Raw genomic sequence first — 16,437 nt, 5'->3', positions numbered from 1 at the left:
CGCGCCGACACAAGTTGTGCCAACGCCACCTATACAATGACCGAAAACAGAGAGCCCTACCACCTATCCGGAAAACCCCGACCAACTACGCGGATTGCCCCTACCAACTACGCCGAAACGGCAGGCGATAACGACGCCAAAGAAGGACAGCGCCATGGACCACCCCTCCATCGACCCACACCTTCCCAACGACCCACAGCAGCCCGCCGACCCCGACGCACCTCAAGAGTCCCAGGAAACGGAACTTCCCCCGCGCCGCGACTTCAAAAGATTCCTTAACGAGAACCTCGCACTGAGGGGCTCCGCAATTCTTCTGGGTGGGTGGGCGCTGGGGTTACTCTCCTTGATCTTTGCAGACAGCGTTGCATCGGGCGGCGATGATGCCGCGTCCTACTTCTTCGGCTTCCTCGGCATATTCATCCTTATCGGGATGAGTTTTGCAGCGCCTTTTCTCGCACCACTCTTTGCCTTCATCGCCATCGCGTCGCTCAACACTGACGCGCCTAAAAGCAAACGAAAAGCCATCATCGCAATCGTGCTTTCGGTAGCGTCGTTGATTCCCGTTGTCGCGTACTTCGGGCTGGACCTTTTGTCTTAGGTCCCAACGCTCGGCGCCAACTCCATAGCTCTGCCTACCACGCTGTGCTTGGCGACGCCCCACCCAAGCTTGCGGACTCAGTTCATCCAGGAATTCAGGGCAGGATGCGCCACAGCCACGAATACCGTGGCTCAGCTTATTGCATCGCTATTCAGAACCCAGCCCATCCACAATCCGTACCGTCTCCATCGCCACGCGCACCACTTTCCCAATGAGGTCCACGATGTAGCGCGGGTTGCCCACCTCGTCAGCCCAATCATTCGGGTCGTTGACGATGCCAGAGGCCTTATCTTTCTTGACCTGGTAACGGTCAATCAGCCAAGCGACAGCTGAGCGCGAACCCAGCATGTACTCATCCGCCTCGGCCGGAATGCCAGCAATGGTCACGCGCTTGTTGTAGATCAGCTTGGTCACGTCATTGACGTTCTTTCCCGTCTCCGGGTCCTTGCGCTTGGCCCACTTCATTTTGAGCACACGCCACGTCTCTCGGTCGGACTCATCACCCTTGACCTGAATGTCTAGTGACCACGGCTCCACGGATTCATAGCCCACGTGCAGGTCCATCAGTTCTTTACCAGCAGCGGCAAACTTGTCGAACTCCCCACGTGACGTTGGCGTCTCAATATGCGGCAGCATCTTCTTTAAGTCAGCCGCGTACTTCGTGCGGTAGACGGGGTCATGCAGCTTGCCGTAGACAAAGTGGAAGATGTCATCACCCGTGATGTCAGCACCCAGCGCATCGCGGTAGAGAGCCTTAATCTCATCAGTGATGTTGTCCACGCGCACGTACCCATCAACAACCTCACCAATCGAACCGTAGATGCTGGCTTCGCCCTGCTTGGCGACGCTCCCCTCACCAAACAACCCACCATCGTCGGCCGAAACGGCTGCCCAGGTGAAGCGGGGGAAGTATTGGCCCGGAACACCCCAGAAGTTCAGATCAATCAAATTTTCAGATGACAGCACTGCAAACTTTGCCCTATCAGCAGCAGCTGTTCCTATGATTCCTATATTCCGATGTTCCGGGGTTGGATACATCGAAGGGAGTTGATACGTCATATCGTTAAGTGACTGTTCGAAGTAGACCCGCTGCTCCATAAATGGGCGATAGAGCGAACGATATACCCGACTACGGCGTACCGGAATCTCCGTGTCCTTAGCTGCAAGGTTCTTCAGCGTCCGATTCCAGGAAACTTTAGTAGTGTCTGCAAAATGCTGATGCGTCTGTAGGAATGCAGTCACGTCCCTTTCCCGGGGTTTTGAGATTCCTTGTTCAGTGAGCCAATTGTGCAGCGCCGCGGTTGCTTCGGCATAAGTACCGGCCAGAACTCCGAGATTCGATAGCAGCCTGTTTTCTGTCTGAGCATACGCCCATGTGTCTCGTCCAGTCTTTAAACCCGCTGAAAACTGCTCAAAAAACGTTGTCGATGTGCCTCTTTTCTCGCCTATGACTGGCCAGGTCGAGAATTCCTCAGAGCGCTGGTTTAACCAGTCGCCGTCCCTATTCGGCGTGAGTTCTTGCCATTTCATGTGTTTAACAGTTGATCTTTCAACTATCTCAAGCTTCTCGTCACGCGTTGCACCATCAGGAGTTTGTATATAGTGCAAGCTGAAATTGGTCTTGTTCGGGTCCTTTACTCCGATGAACACTGCAATAGTGGTCTGCGATCCTGCACCGAAAATCTGACCTCCTTCCGCTCGCCAGTTGGAGTTACGCATATTGCCGCGAAGGTTGAACACATAGAGATCCGTGAAATCCTCAGCCATCGACAGACGTACTCCATCTCCGGTATTGCCGTCGATCCAGCCGCCGTTTGAGACGAACGCGACCACGCCTTGGTCGCCGATACGGTCAGTGGCCCAGCGGAAAGCTCTTAGGTAGGAGTCGTACAGCGAGTTCTTATTGGTCGCAGTGGACTTTGCGGCGTACGTTTCCGCAATGCGCTTATCCAAGCTCGGATACTTCAGATTAGCGTTGAGGTCGTTCGCGGACTTCTGCCCTGCTGAGTACGGCGGGTTACCAATCACCACGTTGATGGGCGCCTTCTTCTGACGCTCGATGGTCTCATTGTTCTCGCGGAAGATGTTGAGATCCGGGATGTCGCCTTCCTCGTGGATTTGGAAGGTATCCGCTAACGCGATGTTGGTGAATGGGACGTACTCGGGTGCGGGCTCGCCATTGCGGAGAGCTGCTTCTTCGCGCAGGGCGTTGAAAGTGGTCTCGATGTTCACCGCTGAGACGTAGTACGCAAGCAGCATGATCTCGGTGGCGAAGAGTTCGTTGGCGTACTTGCGGGCGAGGTCTTCCGGTTTGATGAGGCCGGACTGCAGGAGGCGAACCGTGAAGGTGGAGGTACCGGCGAAGGGGTCGAGGATGCACACGCCTTCGTCGGTAAGCCCCTTACTGAAGTGCTTCTTGGATACGTCGTCAGCAGCGCGCAGGATGAAGTCGACGATTTCGACTGGGGTGTAGACGATGCCAAGGGCTTCTGATTGCTTCTTGAAGGCCTTGCGGAAGAAGCGCTCGTACAGTTCCTTGATGACCTGCTGCTTACCGGAGGCAGAGTTCACCTCAGAGGCGCGAACACGAACGGACTCGTAGAACTTCTCCAGGGACTCGGTTTCGGTATCGAGGTTCGCCTTGGACAAAGCCTTAACCATCTTCTCCATGACTTGCGCCACCGGGTTGTGGGTGATGAAGTCATGGTTTTCAAAGAGCGCGTTAAAGACCGGTGCCGTAATGAGGTGCTGCGAGAGCATCGAGATGGCATCTTCGTCACTGATGCCATCGTTGAGGTTATTGCGCAGGCCTTCGACGAAGCTGTCGAACTCGGTGCGCAGGGTTCCATCGGCGCCGTCGAGAAGCGCCTTAATGCGGGTGATTTGGTTCTCCGCGATGGTGGCGACGTCGTCTGCCCAGTCCTCCCAGTAGGTGCGGGTGCCGACTTTGTCCACCAGCTTGGTGTAGATGGCTTCTTGCCACTGCTCCAGTGAGAACAAGGCAATCTGCTGGGTCACGGTTGAGTTATCAGCCAGTGCTTCTGGGGTTTTGGTTTCATCCGCTTCCCTGAGCTTCTCAGCGTCGCTTTTCTCGTCGTCCCCTGGGACGTGAACGACGTCAATCGGCAAGTCTTCCTGTCCGGCCGTGCCGTTGAGGGCGATGGAGTTAATCTTCGCGTTGAAGCGATCATCGTGAGCGCGCAGCGCGTTGAGGATCTGCCAGACAACCTTGAAGCGTTGGTTGTCGTTGAGTGCTTCAGCTGGGGAGACGTTGCTGGCCACAGCCACGGGCAGGATAATGTAGCCGTAGTCCTTGCCTTCAGACTTACGCATGACGCGGCCGACGGACTGGACCACGTCCACCATGGAATTGCGGGGGTTGAAGAAGATAACAGCGTCTAGCGCGGGGACGTCGACGCCTTCGGACAGGCAGCGCGCGTTGGTGAGCATGCGGGACTCGTGCTCCCCTGCTGGGGATTCCAGCCAGGACAGCCTTGTGCCGCGCTCCATGGCGTTCATGCCACCGTCGACGTGCTGGGCGGCGACGTTGAGGTCGATATTGGTCAGGGAGACGTCGTTCAGCACTGCCTTTTCTTTGAGCAGTTCCTGGTGGGTACCGATGAGTGAAGGATAGGTCTCCGCAATGAGTTGGGAGGTCTTGATGTCCTTGGCAAAGGCCACCGCGCGCTGCATGGGCTGGGCGTCCTCGTCGAAACCGCCCTTCTTGCCTTGCAATTCGCCGGAGCGCTTGGCCAAACCATTCCAGGCGCCAATCATGGCAGAAGCTAGGGAAAGGTTGACCTGGTTGTTCTCACTCTGTGCCATGGCTTGGGCAGCCACGGATTCATCCACGGTCATGACAAGCACCTTGTAGTCCGTCAGCAGACCCTTGTCCACGGCCTCACCGAAGCCAAGGCGGTAGAACTCCGGGCCGTAGATGGCTTCATCATCCATAGAAGCCAGCTCCGCCGAGTGTTCCTTGGCCTTGCCCTTGACGGCTTCGTCATAAAGGCGCGGGGTGGCTGTCATGTAGAGGCGCTTGGCGGTCTTGATGTAGTCGGCATCGTGAACGCGGACGAAGTTGCTGGCGTCCTCACCGGCAAGAGTAATACCGGTGGTGCGGTGTGCCTCGTCGCAGATGACAAGATCAAAATCATCGAGGCCAACCTGCTGAGCCTCATGCACTGCCTGGATGGACTGGTAGGTGGAGAAGACGATGTTAAGGCCCTTGGCACGCTTGCCGGATTCAAAGCGTGTGGTGATGTCCCTGCCCTCGGTAGAAACGGGAACCTCAAGGTCATAGACGGCGATGTCCTCAGCCTTCTTGGAGACCTTGCTATCGGAGCACACCGCGAAGGCGCGCATGTCGAGGCGGCCCTGAGCAGTCCACTCCTTCAGGGTTTGGGAGAGCAAGGAAATAGACGGCACGAGGAAGAGGATGCGGGCTTTACCGCCGTTGTCCTCAGCGACGCGCTCCGCTAGGCGCAGGGCGGTAAAGGTTTTGCCGGTACCGCACGCCATGATGAGCTTGCCGCGGTCATGGGTTGTGAATCCTTCGATGGCTTTGTCGATCGCCGCCTGCTGGTGCGGACGGGGCTCAAAAGTCTCGCGCTGGGAAAGGTTGATCTGGATAGTCTTATCCCGCACCTCCGAGCCAGGGAACGCCACGTCCCAGTTGATGGGTGACTCCGCAATGGCGGAGATGCCAATGCGGCTGGTCGGAATAATCTGGTTGGCCAGGGCATCCTCCGCGTGGGAGGACCAGTGATCCGTCGTCGAAATGATCAAGCGGCTGCCAAAGTGCTGGCGGCCTTCTTCAGTGTCAAAAGAATGTCCGGAAGCCTCGAAGAAGGAATCCAGGTGGGACTTCTGGATGCGCGCCTTGGAGTCGTAGAACTTGCACTGAATGGCAGTCCACGTGCCATCATCCACGCGGCGAGCTACCAGGTCAATGCCGGTATCTGACTTGCCTCCGTTGTAGCGCCAATCCGTCCAGCGGCAGACTTCATCGAATTGGTTCTTCAAGGTCGGGTCGGTCTTGAAATAGTTGACCATCAGCTTCTCAAAGGCGATGCCATACTTTGCCTTTGGTTGGTTTTCACGCAGCTGTTCTAGGACCTCAGAGAACTTCGACATGACAACATTGTGCCTGACGGACCCTAGCCGCTGTGGCGCAACACCGAAGCAATTCTTGCCAGCTGCATTCCCCGCTAGGTCAGAGCTTCACCACCGTATCGGCATTTTCAGCAATATACGCAGAGTGCGTGGCCACGACAACCACGGCACCATTCTGCGCGAACTGACGCAGTTTCATGAGGACGAGGTGCGAATTCTCCTCATCAAGAGCGCCCGTGGGTTCATCAGCCAGGACAATCTTCGGCTCTGCGAGAATCAATCTGGCTAAAGCAATGCGTTGTTGCTCACCGCCCGACAGTTCACTGACCGTTCGCTTTTCTGTTCCACCAAGCCCAACATCAGCCAATACTGCGCCTACTGCTTCGCTGGAGACACGGGGAACAGCAATCTTGATGTTGTCCTCCACCGTCAGGTCTGAGACCAATCCATAGTCCTGAAACAGATATCCAACATTCGCCCGACGAAACTTACGGCGTTCACGCGAACTCATCGCCGCAAGGTCCTGGCCTTCGAACTCAATACTTCCTGAATCCGGAACTATAAGTCCGCCCAGCATATTGAGAAGAGTAGTCTTGCCGCTACCCGAGGCACCCGTCAGCGCGCTCAGTCGCCCCGCGTCAAAGTGTGCAGTGAAGTCCTGGATAATCGCTCGAGCTCCAAAAGCACACGATAGGTTTCGTACATAAATCGTCATTGCGGTTGTGTTCCTTCCCGTGCATCCCACCGCGATGCTGCCCGAAGCGTCAACAGCACGGAAGTTGCCAGCCATACTGAACCGAAACCGACAACCGCTGCGATAGTCAACGATGACCATTGATTCTCAAATCCGATATTCCATGTCGATGGCACGCGCAACTCGGCTTGCTGCTTGTGCTCGCGGATCTTGAATAACAGCCAGCCGATCGTCGCCACGAAAAAGGCTATCTCCATGGCTACCACCTGCTTCGACACCCACCAGGGGCTTCGACCGCAGATATATGCCACATGAATCTTGCGCCGATAGGCTATGCAAAACGTCATCACGGTGGCACCGACCAAGATTGTCACCAGCAGTACTGCGACCAAGGTATTCAATCCCCACAAAACCACGTTGTGTTCGGCCTTGCGAACGCTAGCCTGCCACGAGTCCTCGCGCGGTCTAGAAAAAGACAGCGTCGTGCCCGCACTCCCCGTCAAAAGTTGCTCTGGGACTTCAGCAGACGACGATAAGAGGACTTGTTGAGAAACCTTGGACATCAGATTATGGTCCCCCAACGGCGCTAAGCCGGGAGGGAGAATGACGAGAATCGGGTCATCGACCACTGGGCGCAGCTCCACATCGTAGGTGAACGCTGTTCCTACGCTACAAGGAGCATGCCACTCGATAGCGGGGGCAGAATTTTCGGTGTAGCTAGCCTCAAAGTCCAGCGTGTCCTCGATAGTTCTCATGGAACTCTGCGACAGTTCTTTCGGTGAGCAGACTGTTACGTTTGTGCCGTTGAGCTCGGTGACCCCGGCCCGCCGCGCGTATTCTTGGTTTACCAGCAGAACGGGTGCTTCTAATTCGATGGGCCACGTCAACCAAAAAGGGTCTACGAGTAGTAGCTTTCCTGACTCGTCGGCGGCTCGGAACGGTGCCGCAGTGTCAGAACTCGCCCATTCTTCGAAAGCAGTATTCGTATTCAACGCGAACTCTTGCGGACCGCGATGGTGATCCCAGGCCTCCTGCAAGCGGTGGCGCTCGTCGATTTCCGCGGCGAACCCCACCAACGTCGCAACTGCGCTCAAAGCTGCAATAAGGGTTATACACCGGACGGCTAACAAGGAATAAAGAATTGGCCTCGCATGGATTCTTCCCTTAATTGATTGGGGAATGGAGGTCAGGCGAACGAGGAGTTGGCCGCCGAGGTATCCAGAGAGCAGAACGACGAACAGTGTGAGGCAGACGAGGCAAAAAATACCCCAGAAGACTCCGGCCATTGCCCAACCGTTATATGCGTAGAGCAACCCAGCGGCGACCAACGGGCCACAGAGAAATGCCTTTAAAAGAACTCCTTTCTGGCGCTGAGCTTCAATGCCAACTGTTCTCAAGAGGCTCAGCCCCAGCAAGCGGTGAATACCGATCTCCCGGGATCGGGACAGAGCGTGGCCTGCTCCAAGAACGAGACACAAAAGCATGGCCAAGATAATGAGCACGGGAATTGTTGACGAAGCGAATATCTGAACCATCCGATTCTTTAGTGGAACTACGTCAAGTCCCTGGGATTCTAGCCACCGTATCAGCGCTTCTTCGTCCGCGGCAGAACCCTTGATAAAGATGTTTTGCCGTGGATCACGGTGGGGGAAGTCTTCAAGCGGATAAACCACGTCAACGCCTCCGCGCTCGAAACGCGGTCGTTCCAGCCGTTCGCTGTCTGGAGAAAGTGTGGACGAATAAACCCGGTACTCTCCACCGGAAACGGCCAGAGAGGAATAGTTTATGGCAACCTCAAAACCATTCTCGCGGGCAAAAGCACCCAAATCTCTAAAGAAATCTTCACGTCCTGTAGCGCGACTATCGGATTCGACTTCAACCCCGTATCCACCTAGGTGACCGTCGACCGAAGAGTACAGCGTTGCTGCAAGAAAAGCCACGACGGCAGCCATAATAACCGTGGTATAAACGCCCACGGCGACCAAGCCCGTGCCCAACCTACGCATGTGCTAGGCCGGTGTGATTTGTCTAACAAACTGCAACATGTCTGCTAAGAGTACACCGAAACTTCCGATGCGGTTACGTGAAAGCCGTATAGCCCCTACACCGACCGCGCGCGGCGGATAATCTCCGGAAGTTCGTTGATAACCACGTCGATGTCCTCTTCAGTGGTCATTCGTCCCAAGCTGAAGCGCAGGCTGCCGCGGCCGTGTTCCTCGTCGATGCCCATGGCTTCGAGTACATGGGACATGCGGTTAACGCCCGCGTGGCAGGCGGAGCCGGCGGAGGCTTCGATGCCGGCGGCGTCGAGAAGCATGATGAGGCTGTCGCCGTCCGTGCCAGGGAAGGACACGTGCAGGTGGGAAGCCAAGGTGGGCTCGGCGGAATTGATGATGACGTTCTCAATGCTGGATTCAATGCCAGCCTTGAGCTTGTCGCGCAGAGCGCTCAGACGTGCAGTCTCCTGCTCCATCTCATCGACGGATTCGCGCAGGGCTGCAGCAAGTGCGCTCGCGCTGGCCACATCAACGGTGCCGGGACGGATGCCGCGCTCTTGGCCGCCGCCGAAGGCCAGTGGCAGTGGCGCCGGGGTACGGCGTGCTAGCAGCAGGCCGATACCGCGCGGGCCGCCGAACTTGTGGGCGCTGGCCGCGAGTGTGGTGGCACCCAGCTCGTGGAAGTTGATGGGCAGCTTGCCGGCGACCTGCACGGCGTCGATGTGAACCGGGGTGTTCTGCGCAGCGGCGCGCTGGGTGATGTCCGCGACCGGCTGAATGGCACCGGTCTCATTGTTGGCCCACATGCAGGTAGCCAGGGCAGCCGGGGTATCCAGGGCGCTTAAGTCGCTGACGTGGCCGGTGGAATCGACCGGCAGGAGCTCCACGGTGGCTCCGTGCTCAGCGTGGAGCTTCTCCACGGTCTCGAGCACAGCTGGGTGCTCGATGGGGGTCGAAACGATGCGCGGCGTCGTGTCCGACGCCGCACGGAAAAGGCCTTGAATGGCGATGTTGTCAGCCTCCGTGCCGGAGGAGGTGAAGATGACCTCGATGGGTTCGCAGCCGAGTAGATCGGCGACGGTTTCGCGGGCGTCGTCCAGCACGGAGCGCGCCTTGCGCCCGGAGGCATAGGACGCGCCCGGGTTGAGGGAGCCCGCCGCCTGCGTCCATGCGTCAATGGCGCACTGACGCATAGGCTGGGTGGCTGCGTAATCGAGGTAGCGTGGCATTAGTTGCCGGCCTCCTTGCGCTTGGTCAGCTCCGCAGCCAGGGCCGGGGCGATCTCGTGGAGGTCACCCACCACACCGAGGTCAGCGATCTGGAAGAAGGGCTCGTCTTGGTCTTGGTTGACCACGACGATGGTCTCCGAGGTTTGCATGCCGGAGGTGTGCTGAATAGCACCGGAAATGCCCAGGCCAATGTAGAGCTTCGGGGATACGGTTGCGCCGGTCTGGCCAATCTGGTGGGCGGGGTCGTAGAAGCCCTCGTCCACGGCGTCGCGGGTGGCACCGACGGCGCCACCGAGGGAATCGGCAAGCGGCTCGACGACATCGGCGAACTTGTCGCCCACGCCGCGGCCACCGGCAACGACGACCTTGGCGGAGGTTAGCTCCGGACGAGCGGTCTTCTCCGCCGGGGTGAAGGAGGTGACAGTGACATCCTTCGCGGTGGCGGCAGGCAGCTCGAAGGGTGCAGGTGCTGCGGTGACCGGCTGCGGCTCCGCAGTAACGGTGCCGGGACGCAGGGTGTAGATGACAGAACCCGTAGCCGTCGAGGAGGTTTCGTAGGAACCACCGAAGATGGTGTGGTGCGCGGTGCCATCAGCATTGATGCCGTCGACGTTGACGAGGGCGCCAGAGCCCAAGCGAGCCGCAAGGCGGCCAGCAATCTCGTTGTTGGTCGGGGTGGCGGCCAGCACGATGGGCGCCGGGTTATTGGCGGCCAGCGCGTGGAGGGCGTCAACCTCTGGGGTGACGATGCGCTGTTCATAGTCCGCGGCGGTGGCCTGAACAACCTGGGCGGCGCCGAGGTTGCCCAGCTCGGCGTCAAAGGAGGAGGCGGTGGCCGCATCCTTGGCCACGACCACGGCGGAAACGGTGCCGAGAGCGCGGGCGGCAGTAATGAGCTCGCCCGTGACGGGGCTGAGCTGGTCTTCTTCGTGCTCAACTAGGACATAAACGTGAGACATGTGCTTTCTCCTTTAACCCTCGATGAGATTCTTGGCGGCCAGGAAATCTGCGACCTTGGCGGCAGCCACGGCCGGATCCGGATCGGTGATGACCTCACCGGCGGTACGAGCTGGGCGCTGCGCGGAGGCGGTGACCGTGGTGGTGGACGGCACGCCATCAATGCCGAGGTCGGCCACAGCGAACGTGGTCACCTCGGCCTTCTTGGCGGCCATGAGACCCTTGAAGTTGGGGAAGCGCGGCTTATCGGCCTTGTCGGTAAAGGACAGGATGGCCGGGAGATTGGTCTCAAGCTCCCAGTGGCCGTGGGCATCCTCGCGGGTGGCGGTAGCGGTAGCACCGGCCAGGGAGGCGGCTTTGAGCTCAGTGAGCGCGGGCAGCTGGCGGTACTCGGCCAGCAGACCGGCAACAAGGCCAGTGGAGGCATCCGAAGAGTTATTACCCAGGGTGATGACCTGGACCTCGCCGAACTTCTCCGCCACCTGGTTGATGGCGGCGTTGAGTACCCAGGCGGTAGCCAGGGCGTCGGCGCCGGCGAGGGCGTCGTCGACAACGTGCACGGCGTGGTCCGCGCCCATGGCCAGGGCCTTGCGCAGGGCTTCGTCGGCAGTGGCCGGTCCCATGGTGAGGGCGACGACCTCATAGCCGGCATCGGCGTTGTCGTCACGCAGGCGCAGTGCCTGTTCGACGGAGTACTCATTAACCTCGTCGATGACGTTATCCACCGACGTGCGGTCCAAAGTGTGGTCCGCCTCGAGGGTCTTTGTTGACCACGTATCCGGTACGTGCTTAACCAGAGCCACAATGACTGGCATGTGGGCACTTCCCCTTCCGTAAATTTTGAAACTATTAGGGTGCGTAATTACCTTCGGACGATACTACTCGCGGTCCGCACAGCACCGCGACTCCCTTGGCCCCAATGCGGGTGACCACGAGTGTCTTGGCCGTGGAGCCCTTGAGTTTGAGCTTCTTGCGCAGCTGGTCCGGGTCCACGTCTTGCCCGCGTACCAGGATCTCCAGGGAGCCCACATCGTGTGCAGCCATGGCCGCCTTGAGCTTCTTCATGGGGACCAACTCAATGAATTCAAATCCTGAAGTCCCCTCCGGCAGGTGGTCGCCGGTGAGATACGCGATGCGCGGGTCCAACTGGTGCAGCCCTTCCCGGGCGGCGTAATGGCGCACCAGTCCGGCGCGCACGATGGCGCCGTCGGGATCGATGAGAAAGCGTCCGATGGGGCCGGCATCGGGAAGCTCGTGTTCTGGAATGTCGTCCTCGATGACGTCTGGGGCAACCGCCGGGGACGTGGAGAGAATCACCGCACGCTTTCCCGTGCCCAGGCCGGGTGTGTATAGGCAGGTCTCTTTTACGCCGCCGTCAAGGCTCACAACACAGGCGAGGCCTTCCCACTCGGAGTGGTCGATACCTGGGGCACATTTGATAGCCATCTCGCCGTGCGTGTCTAGGAGAGCCTGCGGAGGCGGCAGGAGTTGGTCTAGGCGGGTGATGCGGGTGCCGCCTTGGCGCCGTGCGGGGTCGGCGATGCACACCTGCGCCGAGGTTGTCGTCGTGAGCGCATCGGCGCGGAAGACTGGGTGCGCGATGTTGTGCTGCGCCATGGCGACGCGCGGGGCGTCAAGGTCACTTCCCACGTAGGTGCCGGGCGCATAAGCCTGACCTTCGGTACCGATGGAACAGGTGAGGTCGTGGACAAGGTCGACGCCGCGTTCACGCAGGAACTGCGCACGGTAGGCGGCGACGGCTGGGGGCGTGGCCTGCTGTGCGGAGTCGTGGTCCATGAGCCACTCCCCCGGCAGTTTCCCTGAGCGACGGGAGTTCAGCAGCTCGGCCACCGCGCGCCCGTATTCGCCGAACTGGGCCTGGAGCTTGGCGACGTCCCTCAGCTGCGCCTTCTTTGTCCCCTCCAGGTCCGCGGCGGCTGCGTCAATAGCGCTCGTGTTTTCGCGCAGGAAGGCGACCTCGTCGAGGGTATAGCTCATGGTGTGGTGTTTCTAGATGCGGTCGATGGGGGACGTGGTGAAGTATTCACGGTAGCGCTCGTCGTCTTCGGGGTCACCGATGATGGGGCGAAGGTCGGAAAAGGAGGCGTCATCAAGAACTTCCTTGACCGTGGCATAGGAGGTCAGGCGCTTGAGCTGTGCCCAGGTGGGGATGGCTAGGCGCACGAGCCCGGCGCGCCAACCGTCAAGGACGAGCTGGGGGTCGAACCAGCCGGCATCGTCGGCTTCCCCGGTTTCGCCGTCGGGTTCTTGGCCTTCGGGGAGCACCCCGATGAAGAAAAAGGTGTCAAACCAGTGGTTCTTGAATTCCCCCGCCCAGCGAGACCACGGAAGGAGCATGTCGGCGTCGACGCGCATGCCGTTGTGGGCCAAGAACTCGGTGAAAGAGATCTCGTGGGTTTCGAGAAGCTCACGCTCTCGGTGGTAGCGCGAGGCATCGGAGACGATGCCGTCCTCGCGGATCGCCAGCAGAGTGCCGGCTTCCTCGAAGAGCTCGCGGGCGGCGGCGAAGACGAGGGCGTGGGCCTTGTACTTGGTCACTCCCATGCGTCGGGCCATCGAGATGACGGACTGCCCGGCCCAGAGCTCGCCAGAATCCCAGGATCGGGGCGGGAAATCACGAGGGTCGACTCCCCCGCCGGGAAAAACGACGTGTCCGGGGTAAGTGCGCATGGTGTGCACGCGTTCTTGAATCCACACCCGGATCCCCTCGGGACTATCGCGCAGAAGGAGAACCGTTGCGGCCAAGCGGGCACCGTTGAAGCCGGTGGTGTCGCCACTATCAATGGCGTCCAGGGCGTCGTGGTAGGGCTGGCTCATGCAACTTTCCATGTCATTGATACCGCTACTGCGCTATCAAGCGGGGGCGTGCGAACTAACGAATACGGCGGGCGAAGTACCTGTCCCCGATGCGGTCCACCTGGATGGGCTGGTGGAAAGCCGTGGAAAGGTTCTTCGATGTGAGCACCGTATTGATGAGTCCTTTGGCCACGACTTTACCCTCATCAAGGATCATCGCATGTGTAAATCCGTAAGGGATTTCCTCCACGTGGTGGGTAATCATGACGATGGCGGGGGCATCCGGGTCCATGGCCAAATCTCCCAGGTAGCCCACGAGGTCCTCGCGGCCGCCCAGATCCATGCCGGCGGAGGGCTCGTCGAGGATGAGCAGCTCGGGATTGGCCATGAGCGCGCGGGCGAGAATGACGCGCTTCTTTTCGCCTTCAGACAGCGTGCCCCATGTGCGCTTGGCCAGGTGGTAGGCGCCCACCTGCTTGAGGATGTCATCGGCGCGGGAGAAGTCCATATCCTGGTAATCCTCGCGCCAGCGGCCCAGCACGGCGTAGCCGGCAGAGATCACAAGGTCATCGACTCGCTCGCCGTCCGGGATGCGGTGTTGCACGGCGGCGGAAGAAATACCGATGGCTGCGCGCAGATCGCGCATATCGGTCTTGCCTAGGCGCTCGCCCATGAGATAAGCCACGCCGGCAGAGGGGAATTCCTCGGCCGAGGCCATACGCACGAGCGAGGTCTTGCCTGCGCCGTTGGGCCCGATGATGACCCAGCGTTCGTCGAGCTCGACCTGCCAGTCCACGGGGCCAACCAGGGTATTTCCCCCACGGCGCAGCTCGACGCCGCGGAAGTCAATCAGCCAATCCTCATCGGTGGGCTGGTTCTCAAGGTTCATGTCACCATTTTGCTCAGGAGTGTTCACAGGAACCATTGTGGCTGAATTTCTCCTTCCCCGGTGAAACTGACACAGCTGCATTATTCTATGGGCATGACTCAACGCCTTGGTATCGACGATGTCCGCCCTTCTCTCTCCGGCACAGTAGCCTCGAAAGCCGTGGTCGGTGAGGTTGTTCCTGTCACCGCACTGGTGTGGCGCGAGGGCCACGACGCCGTCGCCGCAACCCTGTCGGTATGGAACAACGACTCCCCCGCTACATCTGCCTCCACCATGACGGTGGACCCGAATGACCAAGACCGCGTCCACGGCGTTTTCACCCCAGCTACCCCCGGCCGCTGGTTCTTCCGCATCGATGCCTGGTCGGATCCCATGGCCACGTGGCGCAATGCCGTCACCAAGAAGATGGAGGCCGGCCAATCTGCCCAAGAGCTCAGCAACGATCTCCTCCACGGCGCAGAACTCTTTGAGGAGGCCGCAATTCAGTGCCCGAGCGAGAAGGCAGACCTGCTCTTCGCCGCGTCGAAGGAGTTGCGGGATGAGCAGGGGGACGTCGACAAGCGCGTGCGCACCGCACTGTCCCCCGAGGTGGCCGAGATTCTGCACCACCATCCTCTACGCCACCTGCTGGTGGAAGGTGAGATTCACGAGGTACTGGTCGAACGCCGAGATGCCCTCTTCAATTCCTGGTATGAGCTCTTCCCGCGTTCCACCGGTGGCTGGGACGCAGACGGCAATCCCGTACACGGCACGTTCGACACCACAGCGCAGGCCCTTGAGCGCGTCGCCGGGATGGGTTTCGACACCGTGTACTTCCCACCTATCCACCCCATCGGTGAGGTGCACCGCAAGGGCAAAAACAATTCCGTTGTAGCAGAGCCGGGCGATGTCGGCTCCCCGTGGGCTATCCAGGACCACTCCACCACTCACCCAGAGCTGGGTACGATGGAGGACTTCAAGAAGCTGGTGACCAAGGCCGAGGAACTGGGCCTCGAGGTGGCGCTGGACCTAGCGCTGCAGGCTTCCCCCGACCACCCGTGGGCGGAGAGCAACCCGGAGTTTTTCACCGTGCTCGCTGACGGCACCATTGCCTACGCCGAGAACCCACCCAAGAAATACCAGGACATCTACCCGCTGAACTTCGACAACGACCCAGACGGCATCTACGCGGAAATCTACCGCATCGTCATGATTTGGGTAGAGGCCGGTGTTACCACGTTCCGCGTGGATAACCCGCACACCAAGCCGGCGAACTTCTGGAATTGGCTGATTTCCAAGGTGCACGTGACCCACCCGGAGGTCATCTTCCTCTCCGAGGCCTTTACCCGCGCGCCGCGCCTGTTTGGCCTGGCCAAGGCTGGCTTTACCCAGTCCTACACCTACTTCACGTGGCAGACCTCCAAGTATGACCTGACCACGTTCGCCGAGATGCACGTGGAGCAGGCCGATGTCTGCCGCCCCAACCTCTTTGTCAATACCCCGGATATCCTCCACGAATCCCTGCAGACCGGTGGACGTGCCATGTTTGCCATCCGCGCAACCCTGGCCGCCACGCTCTCCCCGCTGTGGGGCGTCTACTCTGGCTTCGAGCTCTACGAGCACCAGGCCGTGGCGCCTGGCAGCGAGGAGTACCTCGACTCGGAGAAGTATGAGCTGCGCCCGCGTGACTTCCAGGCAGCCCTGAAATCTGGGGACTCCTTGGAATCCTACATCCGCCTTCTCAACGTCATTCGCCGCGAAAACCCGGCCCTCCAGCAGCTGCGTACCCTGCGCTTCCACAACACCGACAATGACGCCATCATCGCCTACTCCAAGGCAGATGCGGCGACTGGCAACGTCGTGCTCGTGGTGGTCAACCTTGATCCGCGCAACGCCCAGGAAGCAACGGTCTACCTAGACCTTAAGGCCGTGGGCCGCCAACCGGGCGACCACTTCACCGTCCAAGACGCCATCAGTGGCTCGGCATATGAGTGGTCTGACCGTAACTTTGTGCGCCTAGAGCCGCTTCGCGACGTCGCCCACATCTTCATCTTGCCCCCTGCCGACCACGACCTGCAGGAGCAGCTGGCGTGGCGCCGTGTCGAGGACTACCGCGCCTAGTTTCCTTTTGGCCCGCGCGGACGGTCAGAGTTAGGTAATTT

11 protein-coding genes are annotated in these 16,437 nt (G+C 59.6%); 2 read left to right on the top strand and 9 right to left on the bottom strand.

Annotated features, from left to right (window positions below; all coding sequences use genetic code 11):
- The first annotated feature begins 154 nt into the window (after positions 1-154).
- On the top strand, positions 155-598 hold the full coding sequence (locus M5J09_RS12800; protein ID WP_070536666.1) for a hypothetical protein: 444 nt from the start codon (positions 155-157) through the stop codon (positions 596-598).
- 147 nt (positions 599-745) lie between these two features.
- Here the strand turns inward: M5J09_RS12800 and M5J09_RS12795 are convergent, their stop codons facing one another.
- From M5J09_RS12795 to M5J09_RS12755, 9 genes are all read right to left on the bottom strand, one after another.
- Positions 746-5,734, bottom strand: a complete 4,989-nt coding sequence (locus M5J09_RS12795) for a DEAD/DEAH box helicase (protein WP_257158127.1) — start codon at positions 5,732-5,734, stop codon at positions 746-748.
- Positions 5,735-5,813: 79 nt separating this feature from the next.
- Positions 5,814-6,428, bottom strand: a complete 615-nt coding sequence (locus tag M5J09_RS12790; protein WP_070536670.1) for an ATP-binding cassette domain-containing protein — start codon at positions 6,426-6,428, stop codon at positions 5,814-5,816.
- A complete protein-coding gene (locus M5J09_RS12785; protein WP_257158126.1) occupies positions 6,425-8,359 on the bottom strand; it encodes a hypothetical protein in 1,935 nt (644 codons plus the stop codon). The genes M5J09_RS12790 and M5J09_RS12785 overlap by 4 nt, the downstream gene beginning before the upstream one ends.
- Before the next feature lie 149 nt (positions 8,360-8,508).
- Positions 8,509-9,633, bottom strand: coding sequence for a cysteine desulfurase family protein (locus M5J09_RS12780; protein ID WP_257158125.1), 1,125 nt, complete (start codon positions 9,631-9,633; stop codon positions 8,509-8,511).
- Positions 9,633-10,592 carry an electron transfer flavoprotein subunit alpha/FixB family protein gene (locus M5J09_RS12775; RefSeq protein WP_070536676.1) on the bottom strand — a complete coding sequence of 320 codons (960 nt, stop codon included), beginning with the start codon at positions 10,590-10,592 and terminating at the stop codon, positions 9,633-9,635. Before M5J09_RS12775 ends, M5J09_RS12780 begins: the two co-directional genes overlap by 1 nt.
- A gap of 12 nt (positions 10,593-10,604) precedes the next feature.
- Positions 10,605-11,405 (bottom strand): electron transfer flavoprotein subunit beta/FixA family protein, encoded by an 801-nt coding sequence (locus tag M5J09_RS12770; RefSeq protein ID WP_257158124.1) that lies wholly within the window; start codon positions 11,403-11,405, stop codon positions 10,605-10,607.
- Between the two features lie 34 nt (positions 11,406-11,439).
- Positions 11,440-12,588, bottom strand: a complete 1,149-nt coding sequence (locus tag M5J09_RS12765) for an SAM-dependent methyltransferase (RefSeq protein WP_257158123.1) — start codon at positions 12,586-12,588, stop codon at positions 11,440-11,442.
- 12 nt (positions 12,589-12,600) lie between these two features.
- Positions 12,601-13,428 carry an NUDIX domain-containing protein gene (locus M5J09_RS12760; protein WP_257158122.1) on the bottom strand — a complete coding sequence of 276 codons (828 nt, stop codon included), beginning with the start codon at positions 13,426-13,428 and terminating at the stop codon, positions 12,601-12,603.
- Between the two features lie 55 nt (positions 13,429-13,483).
- Positions 13,484-14,296 (bottom strand): ABC transporter ATP-binding protein, encoded by an 813-nt coding sequence (locus M5J09_RS12755; protein WP_239180744.1) that lies wholly within the window; start codon positions 14,294-14,296, stop codon positions 13,484-13,486.
- 93 nt (positions 14,297-14,389) lie between these two features.
- Between M5J09_RS12755 and M5J09_RS12750 the strand changes: the two genes are divergently transcribed.
- Positions 14,390-16,396: a maltotransferase domain-containing protein gene (locus tag M5J09_RS12750; RefSeq protein ID WP_257158121.1), complete on the top strand. Its 2,007-nt coding sequence runs from the start codon at positions 14,390-14,392 to the stop codon at positions 16,394-16,396.
- Positions 16,397-16,437 lie beyond the last annotated feature (41 nt).

It is taken from the genome of Corynebacterium sp. BF-R-2 (genome assembly GCF_024586525.1).
GTDB lineage: Bacteria > Actinomycetota > Actinomycetes > Mycobacteriales > Mycobacteriaceae > Corynebacterium > Corynebacterium singulare.
The sequence above is the reverse complement of the archived record's forward strand: the minus strand, read 5'-3'. Positions and strand labels throughout refer to the sequence as shown.

Coding starts and splice junctions, on each gene's coding strand:
- M5J09_RS12800 (WP_070536666.1), top strand. CDS start 155: ATGGACCACCCCTCCATCGACCCACACCTTCCCAACGACCCACAGCAG.
- M5J09_RS12795 (WP_257158127.1), bottom strand. CDS start 5,734: ATGTCGAAGTTCTCTGAGGTCCTAGAACAGCTGCGTGAAAACCAACCA.
- M5J09_RS12790 (WP_070536670.1), bottom strand. CDS start 6,428: ATGACGATTTATGTACGAAACCTATCGTGTGCTTTTGGAGCTCGAGCG.
- M5J09_RS12785 (WP_257158126.1), bottom strand. CDS start 8,359: ATGGCTGCCGTCGTGGCTTTTCTTGCAGCAACGCTGTACTCTTCGGTC.
- M5J09_RS12780 (WP_257158125.1), bottom strand. CDS start 9,633: ATGCCACGCTACCTCGATTACGCAGCCACCCAGCCTATGCGTCAGTGC.
- M5J09_RS12775 (WP_070536676.1), bottom strand. CDS start 10,592: ATGTCTCACGTTTATGTCCTAGTTGAGCACGAAGAAGACCAGCTCAGC.
- M5J09_RS12770 (WP_257158124.1), bottom strand. CDS start 11,405: ATGCCAGTCATTGTGGCTCTGGTTAAGCACGTACCGGATACGTGGTCA.
- M5J09_RS12765 (WP_257158123.1), bottom strand. CDS start 12,588: ATGAGCTATACCCTCGACGAGGTCGCCTTCCTGCGCGAAAACACGAGC.
- M5J09_RS12760 (WP_257158122.1), bottom strand. CDS start 13,428: ATGAGCCAGCCCTACCACGACGCCCTGGACGCCATTGATAGTGGCGAC.
- M5J09_RS12755 (WP_239180744.1), bottom strand. CDS start 14,296: ATGAACCTTGAGAACCAGCCCACCGATGAGGATTGGCTGATTGACTTC.
- M5J09_RS12750 (WP_257158121.1), top strand. CDS start 14,390: ATGACTCAACGCCTTGGTATCGACGATGTCCGCCCTTCTCTCTCCGGC.